The 13,006-nt window shown below is 58.7% G+C and carries 13 protein-coding genes; 8 read left to right on the top strand and 5 right to left on the bottom strand.

The window, feature by feature from the left end:
• The first annotated feature begins 9 nt into the window (after positions 1–9).
• The 7 genes from ACR0LW_RS17990 to ACR0LW_RS17960 all read left to right on the top strand — a co-directional run bounded on the left by ACR0LW_RS17990 (position 10) and on the right by ACR0LW_RS17960 (position 8,276).
• A complete protein-coding gene (locus ACR0LW_RS17990) occupies positions 10–1,821 on the top strand; it encodes an AMP-dependent synthetase/ligase (protein WP_480883710.1) in 1,812 nt (603 codons plus the stop codon).
• Positions 1,822–1,878: 57 nt separating this feature from the next.
• Positions 1,879–2,748, top strand: a complete 870-nt coding sequence (locus ACR0LW_RS17985; protein WP_480883708.1) for a beta-keto acid cleavage family enzyme — start codon at positions 1,879–1,881, stop codon at positions 2,746–2,748.
• 159 nt (positions 2,749–2,907) lie between these two features.
• Positions 2,908–4,482 (top strand): lysine--tRNA ligase, encoded by a 1,575-nt coding sequence (locus ACR0LW_RS17980; RefSeq protein WP_170633802.1) that lies wholly within the window; start codon positions 2,908–2,910, stop codon positions 4,480–4,482.
• A gap of 48 nt (positions 4,483–4,530) precedes the next feature.
• The gene (locus ACR0LW_RS17975) at positions 4,531–4,932 is read left to right on the top strand and encodes a DUF4864 domain-containing protein (RefSeq protein WP_170452248.1); all 402 of its coding nucleotides are present in this window, start codon (positions 4,531–4,533) and stop codon (positions 4,930–4,932) included.
• Positions 4,933–5,069: 137 nt separating this feature from the next.
• Positions 5,070–7,355: a glycosyl hydrolase family 28-related protein gene (locus tag ACR0LW_RS17970; RefSeq protein ID WP_480883706.1), complete on the top strand. Its 2,286-nt coding sequence runs from the start codon at positions 5,070–5,072 to the stop codon at positions 7,353–7,355.
• Positions 7,356–7,477: 122 nt separating this feature from the next.
• Positions 7,478–7,804, top strand: coding sequence for an antibiotic biosynthesis monooxygenase family protein (locus ACR0LW_RS17965; RefSeq protein ID WP_170452244.1), 327 nt, complete (start codon positions 7,478–7,480; stop codon positions 7,802–7,804).
• A gap of 64 nt (positions 7,805–7,868) precedes the next feature.
• Positions 7,869–8,276 (top strand): universal stress protein, encoded by a 408-nt coding sequence (locus ACR0LW_RS17960; protein WP_480582371.1) that lies wholly within the window; start codon positions 7,869–7,871, stop codon positions 8,274–8,276.
• Between the two features lie 3 nt (positions 8,277–8,279).
• On the opposite strand, the gene ACR0LW_RS17955 is transcribed toward ACR0LW_RS17960, so the two are convergent.
• A complete protein-coding gene (locus ACR0LW_RS17955; RefSeq protein WP_480883704.1) occupies positions 8,280–8,762 on the bottom strand; it encodes a HugZ family pyridoxamine 5'-phosphate oxidase in 483 nt (160 codons plus the stop codon).
• A 120-nt stretch (positions 8,763–8,882) separates the two neighbouring features.
• Between ACR0LW_RS17955 and ACR0LW_RS17950 the strand changes: the two genes are divergently transcribed.
• Positions 8,883–9,299 (top strand): excalibur calcium-binding domain-containing protein, encoded by a 417-nt coding sequence (locus tag ACR0LW_RS17950; RefSeq protein ID WP_480582367.1) that lies wholly within the window; start codon positions 8,883–8,885, stop codon positions 9,297–9,299.
• A gap of 24 nt (positions 9,300–9,323) precedes the next feature.
• Here the strand turns inward: ACR0LW_RS17950 and ACR0LW_RS17945 are convergent, their stop codons facing one another.
• From ACR0LW_RS17945 to uvrB, 4 genes are all read right to left on the bottom strand, one after another.
• Positions 9,324–9,752, bottom strand: a complete 429-nt coding sequence (locus ACR0LW_RS17945) for an excinuclease ABC subunit B (protein WP_480883702.1) — start codon at positions 9,750–9,752, stop codon at positions 9,324–9,326.
• A gap of 50 nt (positions 9,753–9,802) precedes the next feature.
• On the bottom strand, positions 9,803–9,961 hold the full coding sequence (locus ACR0LW_RS17940) for a hypothetical protein (protein WP_480883700.1): 159 nt from the start codon (positions 9,959–9,961) through the stop codon (positions 9,803–9,805).
• Positions 9,962–10,073: 112 nt separating this feature from the next.
• The gene (locus ACR0LW_RS17935; RefSeq protein ID WP_480883698.1) at positions 10,074–10,763 is read right to left on the bottom strand and encodes an Abi-alpha family protein; all 690 of its coding nucleotides are present in this window, start codon (positions 10,761–10,763) and stop codon (positions 10,074–10,076) included.
• A gap of 17 nt (positions 10,764–10,780) precedes the next feature.
• On the bottom strand, positions 10,781–12,967 hold the full coding sequence (gene uvrB, locus ACR0LW_RS17930) for an excinuclease ABC subunit UvrB (protein ID WP_480883696.1): 2,187 nt from the start codon (positions 12,965–12,967) through the stop codon (positions 10,781–10,783).
• Positions 12,968–13,006 lie beyond the last annotated feature (39 nt).

The following is a 13,006-nucleotide window of genomic DNA, read 5'->3' as shown; positions in this document are numbered from 1 at the left end:
AAGGACGAGATGCAGCCGATCGACGCCAATACCCTGAAGCCCGTACCGCTTCACCTGATCGACACCGTCAGGCGTCTTGGGGATGCGCCCGCCTATTGGCACGAGGTTGATGGGGATTGGCAATCGCAAAGCTGGTCGGGGTTCGGGGCCGAGGTTGAGCGGGCGGGTCGTGCATTGATCGCCTTGGGGCTTGACCCCGGACAGGTCGTTTGCATTCTCGGTCGCAATCGCCCGGAATGGGTGGTCATGGCCCATGCGGCAATGGCGGCCGGGTGCAATCCGACAGGGATCTATTTCACCTCATCGGCCGAAGAGGTCGATTATATCATCCGCCATTCGGATTGCCCGCTGGTCTTGTGCGACACGGACGAAAACCTGTCGCGGGTGCAATCGGTGCGGGCAGACGCCCCGGGCCTGCGCCACGTCGTGTCCATGAACCGACAGGTGGCCGAGGCCGAAGTGCTGTCCTGGCCTGATTTCCTTGGGCTTGGCGGGGCAGAGTTTCAGCCCGAATTGGACGCCCGCCGCAATGCGCTGACGCTGAAAGACACGGCACTTCTGGTCTATACATCGGGGACCACCGGGAAACCGAAGGCGGTTGTGCTGTCGCATCGCGCTGCGATCTGGATAACGCAGACGCTTGGTGAGTTCATGCAGGTCAAGGACGGCGCGCGTATGCTGTCTTACCTGCCGCTGGCCCATATTGCAGAGTTCAACAACTCGATTTTGGGCCAAGCCGTGTTTGGAAGTCAGGTCTGGTATTGTCTGGACCCTTTGACCATGCGCGATGTGCTGCCCCTGTGCCGCCCAACGGTGTTTCTGGGCGTGCCGCGCGTCTGGCAGAAGATCGAAGAACGGATCTCCACGGGTGTTGCTGCGGCAAAAGGGGCCAAAGGCGCGATGGCGCGCTGGGCACTGGGTGTTGGGCAGGAGGTGGCTCAAAAGCGGCTTGGGGGTCAAAAGCCCGGCTTTGGCCTTGCGCTGCAATACCGTCTGGCTGATCGGCTGTTGCTGAGACGGGTGCGCCGCGCCTTGGGGCTGGCGGATTGCGGTACGATCCTGTCCTCTGCGGCACCGATCTCGGTTCAGACACTGCAGTTCTTTTCCGGCCTCGGCATCGATGTCTATGAAGGTTACGGCCAGTCCGAGGCCTGCGGTCCCAGCACGATGAACAGCGCCAGCGCCAACCGATTGGGTAGTGTCGGCAGACCTCTGCCGGGCATCGAGGCGCGCGTTGCCGAGGATGGCGAGATTCTGGTGCGTGGGCCAAACGTCTTTGATGGGTATCTGAAAGACCCTGAATCCAGCAGCGAAACCCTGACCGAAGATGGCTGGCTTCGTACAGGTGACTTGGGGCAGATCGACGAGGATGGGTTTGTCACCATCAACGGGCGCAAGAAGGAAATTCTGATCACCACCGGCGGCAAGAACATCTCGCCCGCCGCGATTGAAAATGACCTGACGGATATTCCGCTGGTCGAACACGCCATGTTGTTGGGAGATGGGCGCAAATTCGTGGCCGCGCTGCTGAGTATCTCGGAAGATGCGCTGGCCGCTTTCGCCGAGGCCGAAGGTTTGGACAACCCGACACCGTTGCATCCCCGCGTGCAAGAGGTTGTCGCTGCCGCCATTGCCCAGATCAACCCACGTTATTCTCGCGTCAATCAGGTGCATGAATTCCGTATTCTGGACCGACCTCTGTCTCAGGACGCTGATGAACTGACCCCGACCCTTAAGATGAAGCGACGGGTGATCGAGAAAAACCATGCCGCTTTAATCGACGCAATCTATGCAAATCCCCCCGAACAGGAGCCTTTATGAGCCCCCATTTGAACGACCCAACCACCCCCATCAAACCCGCTGCGTTTGGTGCCTGCCATGGCCTTGACCATGGATAAGGCGATCCTGACCTGTGCGCTGAACGGGGTGCTGACAAACCCGGCGCAGCATCCCGTTCCGGTTACCCCCGAAGACTGCGCAGCCTCGGCGCGTGAGGCTTATGATGCGGGCGCGTCGATCATTCATGTCCACTACAGGGATCAGGGCCCCGGTCGCGGCCACTTACCCAGCTGGGATCCAAAAGTTGCCCGTGACATTACAGATGCAATCCGCGATGCCTGTCCGGAAGTGCTGATCAATTCGACCACCGGCTTGCCCGGTGCGGATATCAGCGCGCCGGTTGGTGTGTTGCGTGAACTCAGGCCCGAGATTGCGGCCTGCAATGCCGGGACGCTGAACTACCTCAAGCTGCGGGCCTCGGGCGATTGGGCCTGGCCACCGATGGTCTTCGATAACCCGCCCGAAAAGGTGCAGGGCTTCTTGGACGTAATGGCAGAGACCGGAAGCATCCCAGAGTTTGAGTGCTTTGACGTGGGCATTGTCCGTTCGGTCGAGATGTATGTCCGTGCGGGAATGGCCAGGCAAGCACAGTATAACCTTGTGATGGGTGTCGCCTCGGGCATGCCGGTGGATGGTGATCTGCTGCGTCTGCTTCAGAAATACATGATCCCCGGATCAAAATGGCAGACAACGTTGATCGGACGGGCGGATATTTGGCCAGTGCACCAGCTAAGCGCCGAGTTGGGTGGTATGTTGCGCACCGGGGTTGAGGACACGTTCTATCTGCCGTCGGGCGACAAAACCTCGGGCAACGGGCAGTTGATCGAAGCGCTGGCCACATGTGCTGGCAACGCCGGGCGCGCAGTCGCATCCCCGGCCGAGGCGCGCGCGATCTTGGGGATTGGCTGACCAGTCAGGCCGATTTCGTTTGCGTGCGATCAGCCTGCCACGCTTGCTGGGCCGAAAAAGCATGAGCCATTATTGACTCATGCTGCACTAGCACAATAGGAGGGGTCGGTCCGGTCGCATCGGGTGACCGGCACAGCTTTCCCGATGGAGCATATCGAAATGTCTGAACTGCGTGACACCGCAATGTCGTCCAAGGCCTGGCCTTTTGAAGAGGCGCGCCGGTTGCTCAAACGCTATCAGAAGAATGCGCCGGAAAAGGGCTATGTTCTGTTCGAAACCGGCTATGGCCCTTCGGGCTTGCCGCATATCGGCACGTTTGGCGAAGTCGCGCGGACCACGATGGTCAAGCGTGCGTTCGAGGCGCTGTCGGATATCCCCACCAAGCTGATCTGTTTCTCGGACGATCTGGACGGTATGCGCAAGGTTCCGACCAATGTACCGAACCCTGAGATACTTGAACAGCATTTGCAGCGCCCGCTGACCTCGGTCCCGGATCCGTTCGGCGAATACGACAGCTTTGGCGCGCACAACAACGCGATGCTGCGGCGGTTTCTTGATACGTTTGGGTTCGAGTACGAGTTCTATTCGGCCAAGGAATTCTACGAGTCCGGGCAGTTTGACGAGATCCTCAAGCGCGCGGTCGAACGCTATGACGAGATCATGGCAATCATGCTGAAAAGCCTGCGGGAAGAACGCCAGCAGACCTATTCGATCTTCCTGCCGCTGCACCCGGAAAGCGGGCGGGTCATGTATGTGCCGATGAAAAAGGTCTGCGCCGAGACCTACACGGTGACCTTTGACGATGAAACCGGCAAGGAATGGACCGTACCCGTCACCGGCGGCCACGTGAAGCTGCAGTGGAAGCCGGATTTTGGCGCGCGCTGGGCGGCGCTGGGTGTCGATTTCGAGATGTATGGCAAGGAACACGCGACCAACGAAAAGATCTATGACGCGATCTGCCGTGCGTTGGGTGGTCGTGCGCCCGAGCATTTCAGCTATGAGCTGTTTCTGGATGAAAACGGTCAGAAGATCTCCAAGTCCTCCGGCAATGGCGTGTCGATTGACGAATGGCTGACCTATGCACCGACCGAGTCGCTTGCGTATTTCATGTATCAAAAGCCCAAGACCGCCAAGCGGATGCATTTCGATGTGATCCCAAAAGCTTATGACGAGTATCATCAACAGTTGCGAGCCTATCCGGGTCAGGACCTGAAGGCGCAGTTGAACAACCCGGTTTGGCATATCCATGGCGGAGAAGTGCCCGAGTCGACCCTGATGGTACCCTTTGCGATGTTGCTGAACCTGGCATCAGTGTCCGGGGCCGAAGACAAAGAGGCGTTGTGGGGTTTTATCCGCCGTTATGCGCCCGACGCGACTGCGGAAAGCCATCCCGATTTGGATCAGGCGGCAGGCTTTGCCGTGCGCTACTTCAACGACTTCGTCAAACCGACCCGCAAGCACCGCGCGCCGACCGATCAGGAACGCGAGGCGCTGGAGGCGCTGAAAGCTGCGCTTGAGGCCTATGACGGCCCGGTCGAGGACGAGGCGCTGCAATCGGTGGTCTATTCCATCGGACGCGAGCGGTTCGACCCGATGCGTGGTTGGTTCACGGCGCTTTATGAGGTGCTGCTGGGGGCCTCACAGGGGCCGCGCTTTGGTGGTTTCATCGCGCTTTACGGCGTGGCCGAGACGATCGCCCTGATCGACAAGGCCCTGGCCGGAGAGCTGGTCTGATTTGACCTGATCCCGCTTGGGGCTACCCTTCCGACAGGAGGTGGCCCCATGCGTCGATTTTTGCTTGCTGTATCCCTGAGTGTCGCTCTGGCTTCGGGTGCCTATGGTCAGAGCGAAGAGATCGAGGCCAATATCGCGGCGCAGATCGAAGCGTTCGAAGCCGATGATTTCGCCACCGCCTTCACCTTTGCCAGCCCGAATATCCAGCGCCTGTTCCAGAACCCTGACAACTTTGGTGCCATGGTGCGCAACGGCTATCCGATGGTGTGGCGGCCGTCCGAGGTGCGGTTTCTGGAACTGCGCGAGATTGCGGGCGCGCTGTGGCAAAAGGTCATGATCGTGGATGGTGACGGCCGGGTTCACATTCTCGACTACCAGATGATCGAGCAGGAAAACGGTTGGAAAATCAACGGCGTGCAATTGCTGGGCAATTCCGACCCATCAGCCTGAGGCAACGCCACCGTCACGGTGGGATGAGCCGCAGTTAATCCCTTTTGGATACTCAGACTTTCGCGTTCGGGGTGGACCCGGGCTGAGGGTTTGAACGTGTCGCTGTTCTGTGCGGCGCGATTGGGAAAGGGATTTCTATGAACAAGGCAATCACCGACGGCATCGTTTTCATGCCGCCTCAATTCGCGGATGGTCTGGGGGTTTGGTCTGCGGGGGACGGGACACCGGGCTCTCCCACCTATGCCGGGTCGGGCACGGGGGCATTTGTGCCAGCGGATGCGGATTTTGGCGGCTGCCTGGAGATTCTGAAGGTCAATCCGACGCAGCAATTGCGGTACATGGGCCAGACGCCGCTGCTGCCTGGATGTTATTTGCAGATTAAGGCGCGGGTCAAGGCCGTCAGCGGTCCGTTGCCCGAGGTTCGGATTGCGGCCTGGGCCGGCGGGGCCGGGGATACAAACCTGACCGGCGTGATCGAAGAGGGGCCGGCGACGCAACTTTCAGGCTACGGGGCGGTGCATGAAATCACCGCAATCGTCGGCACCGGGCGTCGCCCCGGGGTGGACATGCCCTGGGGTGTCGATGCGCTGTACGGCCATTTTGGTCTGGACATCCTTGGTGCCAACGGCGCACTTGTGCGGGTCGATGACATCGAGATCACAGATGTGACCGGCGTTTTCCTGCGCGAGATGATCAGCATTGTGGATGTGCGCGATTACGGGGCCATTGGCGACGGCGTCACGGATGACTCGGCTGCGTTCGAAGCGGCGGATCAGGCTGCGGGCGGTCGTCGGGTTTATGTTCCGCAGGGAACATATCATCTGGCCGAAAATACCAGCATGACGTCCGAGATGGATTTCGAGGGCACGGTGACCATGCCCGACGACAAGATGCTGCTGTTGACCAAGAATTTCGATCTGCCTGCCTACATCACCGCCTTCGGGGATGAGGAACTGGCCTTTAAAAAGGCATTTCAGGCGTTGCTGAACAACTCGGACCACGACTCGCTGGATCTGGGCGGGCGCAAGGTCGCGGTGACGGGGCCGATTGATATGGCGGCGGCTGTGCCCAACAAGCAAGGCTTCTCCACCCGACGTGTGATCCGTAACGGACAGTTCGACGTCAAAAGCAGCACGGATTGGGACACCGAGACCTTCACCTCGGTCGCCACCTATGACCCTTCCGACAATACCCGTCTGACGGATGTGGCCAATGTGGCGAACATCCCTGTTGGATCACTGGTGCAGGGCGCAGGCGTGGGGCGCGAGATTTACGTGCGGTCCAAGGATGTCGGCGCGGGCGAGATCACGCTGAATGCGCCGATCTATGACGCCTCGGGCACGCAGACCTATACATTCCAGTCCTTCAAATATCTGCTGGATTTCAGCGGCTTCAGTACACTGCGCAAATTCGGCATGGAGCAGATCGAATTCCAGTGCAACAGCCGGTGCAGCGCCATCCGTCTGGCGCAGTCGGGCAGCACGTTTTCGCTGAACGATTGTTTCATCAGCCGCCCCAAAGATCGCGGCATCTCGTCAACCGGGACCGGGTGCAAGGGGATGCTGATCGACAATTGTCAGTTCCTGTCCGCCGAGGAATCCTTCACCGTGCCCGAGCGTAACTCGATTGCGCTGAACACAAACGCAAATGACATCAAGCTGCGCCATAACCGTGTCGTAAGGTTCAAGCATTTCGCCGTTGTGGGCGGCGACAACAACATGATTTTGGGCAATCATTTCTTTCAGGGGGACAGCATTCCGCAGGGCGTTCGCACCGCTGGCCTGATCATGATTGGCACCTACAACAGCTCGACCATTGCCCAGAATTACATTGACAACTGCTTTATCGAATGGAGCAACGAGCGCGACGCAGAGCCCAGCTATGTTTCGGGCAATTCGTTCAGCGCCATGAGCATCACGGACAACATCTTCTATTCCAGCGAAGCACCGCCCTGGTTCAGCTATATTGTGGTCCGTCCACACGGGCCGGGGCATTTTCTGAACGGATTTTCGGTGACTGGGAACGTGTTCCGGTCAAGCAGCAGCGACATTGAACGCGCCGAGCGGGTGGATACAACGTTTGCTGACCTCAATAAGGATCGCCACGTCAATGTGACGTTCCAGAACAACACCTTTCACGGTATCGACAAGAAAGTAGCGAACCCTCTTCGGCTTCGCCATACACAGAACACGGCTGCCGGGACATGGAGCGTTTGGACCTCTGCCCGCTTGCCATTCAAGGGCAAGGCGCGCAGCTGCGATTCCGTCACCGCGCTGGGGGCGCTCAGAAGTACGCTTGGCACAGTCCGCTATGCCACGCCCTATGTCGATGTCGAGCAGGGGAATAACGAAGACGGCGTTCGCCTGCGGTGGCAGGAAAACCTGAGGGGTACGGCATCTGTTCTGGTGCGAATGGAGCGGTAAGTGCTCAGGCGGTCGCCCCAAGCGGGCGGCCGTCATTCTCTTGCCAAAATCACAAGAATCCAAGGAATTGCGCGACTTATAGGTTTCCTGTGCTAGGCTGAGATCAGCCAAAGGAGGATCAGATGCCGACCATCGCCAAAACCGCAACCGTGCAGACCGTCATTACAACATTTGAAATGACACCGGGAACCTGTCAGGATCTGTTGGAAGCGCTGACGGATGCCTATTCCAGCTTCATCTCCAAGCAGCCGGGATTTGTGTCAGCGGGCCTTCATGTGAACGACGCGCAGACCCGCATTGCCAACTATTCACAGTGGGAACGCCGTGAGGATTTCCTGGCCATGTTGCGCACGCCCGAGATGCGGGACCGCAACCGCAAGCTCAACGAATTATGCAAGAGTTTTGAACCGGTCATGTACGAGGTGGCCGAAACCTTTGACCGATCCTGACCTGGATCAAGGCCTCTGATTTCCGCGTGGTTTACTATGACTGCGGTTAAACGGAGGCCCTAAAATGTATCACAACATTCTTGTCCCCATTTCCTTCGACACCGAACGGGATACGTCCGGCCCGATCAAACTGGCCGAGTTATTGGCAACATCGGACGCAAAGGTCACCTTGCTGCATGTTGTCGAGCATATTCCCAACTATGCGATTTCCTACATGCCCGCCGAATATCTGACCGAAGCGCGCAAGGCCATTCAGACTGAGCTGGATGACCTTGCCGCAAAACTGCCCAATGCCGAAGGGCTGGTGATCGAGGGGCATTCGGGCCGCAGTATCCTGGACTGGGCCGAGGCACACAGCCCGGATCTGATCATCATGGCATCGCATCGGCCGGGGATGCAGGACCTGCTGTTGGGGTCTACCGCGACGCATGTCGTGCGCCACGCAAAATGCGCGGTTCACGTGGTCCGATGACGTCTAGAAATCCGCAGGGCTCAGGCGGTAGGCTTTTCCGAACCCGCCGTTGAGCAACCCGTCGGTGACGTCAAAGCGAACAAACCCGAAGTCGGCAAAATCGACATAAAGCTTGGCCTTCGGGCGCAACTCCAGATAGCGCAGGCGCAGACCCGCATGATCGGGTGTGCCTCGGGCGATCAACTGCGCTGTGGCGTGCAATGTCAGAAACGGATGTGTCAGCGGATCGCCCTTGTCCGCCGGTTCTCCGATCAATAGCGCACAGGCTGGGTTCGCGTGCAGAGCACGTGTGTGATCGGACAGCGTTGAAATCAACGAGATCGGTTGCCCATTCTCATCTGTCGCCAATGCAATGCGCGACGATGATGGCAAGCCGTTGTCCGGGCGCAGAAAGGACAGCGCGGCAAAACTAGCGCTGCCCACCAGATCGCGCGCCAACTTGCGCGCTGTATCGTCCGTGGGTTGGTATGGGTCGGCCTTGGGCATCGCACTCGGCTTGCTGTCGCGTCAGAGATGACCATTTGATACGGGTTTGAGGGACACAGTTCCTGCCCGTCGGGTCGCCGCCGCCTCGGCTTTGCCACAAATCGCGTATACAGACGGGGTATGGATTTGGATCGCCCTACGCAGGAACAGGAACACCTGAACCCGCAGCCCTCAAAGCGACACCTGCGCGCTGATGCGACGCGGCGGCGGGCTTTGTCGCCTTTTCGCATTGGGCTGATGGTCGTGGCCTTACCCCTGACAACTGCTCTGATCGCGGCGAACATCTACATCCGAATGTCCGAGTTCGACCGGAACGGAGCGATCCTGCACCTCATCGCCCTGTCAGGCTGCGAAGCACCCGCAAAGCTTGGCTTTGGTCCCTTCCGCAAAGGTTATGCCGGGTATCACGAACGCTATGACCCGGACCGCAACGGTGTCTCGTGCGAAAAGTCAGGTCAGGTGCGCGCCAACAAAGCACCCACATCCGGCACGGCAACACAACGCGCTGTGGGGAACGCGAAATTCGTGCGCCCCTGATCCGTTCGGCCTGATTTCTTCACCTCAGGACAATTGAGCCCCGGCGCAGTCGCGGAAAATGCGGACCTGGGGCGCGGCCCCGTCCAGCGGAAACTCGGCCACCCCGTCCTGAGTGAATGCGTAGGCGGTCTGATTATATTCCAACCCGTCCAGCACATTTCCGAACCCGGTATCCGCGACGGTCAGCGAGGCCGCACCGTCCGACAACACATGGCGCGCGGTGGCAATTTCAATCGGGTTCGGCCCCTCAAACCGCATGGCAAACCATGGGGCCTGTGTCCAAGCCCCGGTCTTTTGCGTGACGGTCAGCGTGTAGAGAGGTTGGGACGGGTCGTAGGTCAGAAAGATATCTGCTTGGTCGGTGTCATGCGACAGGGTGCAGATTGAACCCACCGAGGCCTCCCATGCGGTGGCTGGGGTGGCGAGGAGTATCGAGAGCAGAACAAGACGCATGACGGAAACTTAGCTGTCGATGGGCATTGGGCAAGGGTGGTGATTTGCCTTCACGACAGAGGTTGGTTGTGCACGAGGCGGCCTGGTTGAAGGCGCTGACCGATTTTTCCGCAGAGGCGCGCCAGATTCTCGGCCAGCACCACACGGGTGCCGCGCACCCGGTGAATGGCGCTTTGGACTTCATGCGGGCCGGGCAGGGTGTTCGTCATGGCAACCGTTTGGGCTTACAATTTGTGATTTCAAACGTGGAGGATAGGGTGTTGGGCTGCAACCTTGAAGTGTGGAGCGTTAACATTCCAGAGTACCACAGAGCACCATGGATCAGAGACCCAACTGCGATGCAAGCGACTGCCCAAATGATGTCAGTCCAATGTACTCGAAATCGGGTATGTCGAATGCCAATTCGACATAGACCATTTCTCCGTTCTCATAGTCTGCACCATCGGCTGTCCCCGCGGGCACTCGAGGATATTGTAAGACCCCCAATTGAACCAAATTTTCAAAATCAGATCTATTGAACCCGGATTTCTGTAAATCAAGGACCATCATGGAAGACCGCCCTTCGGTGCGCTGAACAACTTCTGAGAAAAGCTTAGCGTCATTAGAAGAGAGATTTTGAAGACAATTGATAAAACGCTTCTCTACACTGGCGGAAGAAGGGTCCATCGCGTTTGCTAGCAAATTTGCCCAAAGTTCGAGCAATTCATCGTCGTCTTCTAGACTCGCATCTTCGAGAAGTGGCGCAGCGAATTTTGGAGGCACTGATCTAGTCTCATCAATCTGTCTTTCGGACAAAATTCTTTCAGTGTTTTCCTTGAGCTTCGCCAACCTTCGCGTTCTGAACTCGCGAAGCGGGTCGGTCAAAAAAGTGCCAGCCGCGATTTCAATCGGCTCACCAACTACTTTGTAAATGAAAGATCCAACTGCTGAAGTTTGATCTAATGCTTTCGAAGTTGTTTTAGCTACTTCAGTGGAAGCGCCTGCAATTTCTTTGATCGTTTCTTTATCCATAAGCTACCCAACTAAATCTACCGCTTCCGCCGCTTCACATTCCCACCCCTTTGCCCCGGCCTCCCAGCCGTTGACCGCCCACGCGACCTAACCGCATCCTCCGAGGCCTTCTCAACCGCCCACTGGCGCGCCATGGGGTCGTCGGCGACGGCCAGATCGACCGCTTCCAGACGTTTGATCTCATCCCGGATGTTGGCGGCCTCTTCGAACTCCAGGTTCTCGGCGGCTTTGCGCATTTGCTCGCGCAACCCGTCCAGATGGGCCTCCAAATTCGCGCCGTGCATCGGTTTGTCGATGGTGGCGGTGACGCGGTTCATGTCGACGTCGCCTTCGTAGAGACCGGCCAGAACGTCTTCGACATTCTTCTTGACCGTTTCAGGCGTGATGCCGTGTTCCTCGTTATAGGCGAGCTGTTTGGCGCGGCGGCGGTTGGTTTCGCCCAAGGCGCGTTCCATGGAACCGGTGATCTTGTCGGCATACATGATCACCCGCCCGTCGGCGTTTCGCGCAGCGCGGCCGATGGTCTGGATCAGTGAAGTCTCGGAACGTAGGAACCCCTCTTTATCCGCGTCCAGAATGGCAACCAGACCGCATTCGGGGATATCGAGCCCCTCGCGCAGCAGGTTGATGCCGACCAGCACGTCAAACGCGCTTAACCGCAGGTCGCGCAGGATTTCGATGCGTTCCAGCGTGTCGATGTCGGAATGCATGTAGCGCACCTTGATGCCCTGTTCGTGCAGGTATTCGGTCAGGTCCTCGGCCATGCGTTTGGTCAACGTCGTGACCAGCGTGCGGAAGCCGTTGGCGGCCACTTTTCGCACCTCGTCCAGCAGATCGTCCACCTGCATCGAGACGGGGCGGATTTCTACCTCGGGGTCCAGCAGGCCGGTGGGGCGGATCACCTGTTCGGTGAAGACGCCGCCGGTCTGTTCGATCTCCCACTTGGCGGGGGTGGCCGAGACAAAGACGGATTGCGGGCGCATGGCGTCCCATTCCTCGAACTTCAGCGGGCGGTTATCCATGCAGGAAGGCAGGCGGAACCCGTGTTCGGCCAGCGTGAACTTGCGCCGATAGTCGCCCCGGTACATGCCGCCGATTTGCGGAACGCTGACATGGCTTTCATCGGCGAAAACGATGGCATTGTCGGGGATGAATTCGAACAGGGTCGGGGGCGGTTCGCCCGGTGCGCGGCCTGTCAGATAGCGCGAATAGTTCTCGATCCCGTTGCAGACGCCAGTGGCCTCGAGCATTTCCAGATCGAAATTGGTGCGCTGCTCCAGACGTTGGGCCTCCAGCAGTTTGCCTTCGCCCACCAGTTGGTCCAGCCGGATGCGCAGTTCCTTTTTGATCCCGATGATCGCCTGCTGCATCGTCGGCTTCGGCGTCACGTAGTGCGAGTTCGCATAGACGCGCACCTGTTCCATCGTCGCAGCGCGCTCACCGGTCAGCGGGTCGAACTCGGTGATCTGTTCCAGTTCCTCACCAAAGAAGGACAGTTTCCAGGCGCGGTCCTCAAGGTGGGCGGGCCAGATTTCCAGCGAGTCACCCCGCACCCGGAACGAGCCACGCTGAAACGCCTGATCATTGCGCCGGTATTGCTGCGCCACCAGATCGGCCATCACCTGCCGCTGATCGTACTCGTTGCCAACCTTAAGGTCCTGCGTCATCGCCCCGTAGGTCTCGACCGAGCCAATGCCGTAGATGCACGAGACCGAGGCCACGATGATCACATCATCGCGCTCCAACAGCGCCCGCGTGGCCGAGTGGCGCATCCGGTCGATCTGTTCGTTGATCTGGGATTCTTTTTCTATGTACGTGTCGCTGCGCGGCACATAGGCCTCGGGCTGGTAGTAATCGTAGTAGGACACGAAATATTCCACCGAGTTTTCGGGGAAGAAGCCCTTGAACTCACCATATAGCTGCGCCGCCAGCGTCTTGTTGGGGGCAAGGATGATGGCGGGGCGCTGGGTTTCCTCGATCACCTTGGCCATGGTGAAGGTCTTGCCCGTCCCGGTCGCGCCCAGCAGGACCTGATCGCGCTCGCCGTCGAGAACGCCGCCGGCCAGTTCCCTGATCGCGGTCGGCTGATCGCCTGCAGGGGCAAATTCGGTATGCATTACGAACTGTTTGCCGCCTTCCAGTTTAAGGCGCGCGCGGACGTCTTCGGCGGTCAGTTGGGTCTTGTCGGAATGGGCATAGGGCATGGGCAGGCTCCAGGTCAGGCCCTTACATTTGTTCTTATT

It is taken from the genome of Ruegeria sp. N4, from assembly GCF_056531425.1.
The sequence above is the reverse complement of the archived record's forward strand: the minus strand, read 5'-3'. Positions and strand labels throughout refer to the sequence as shown.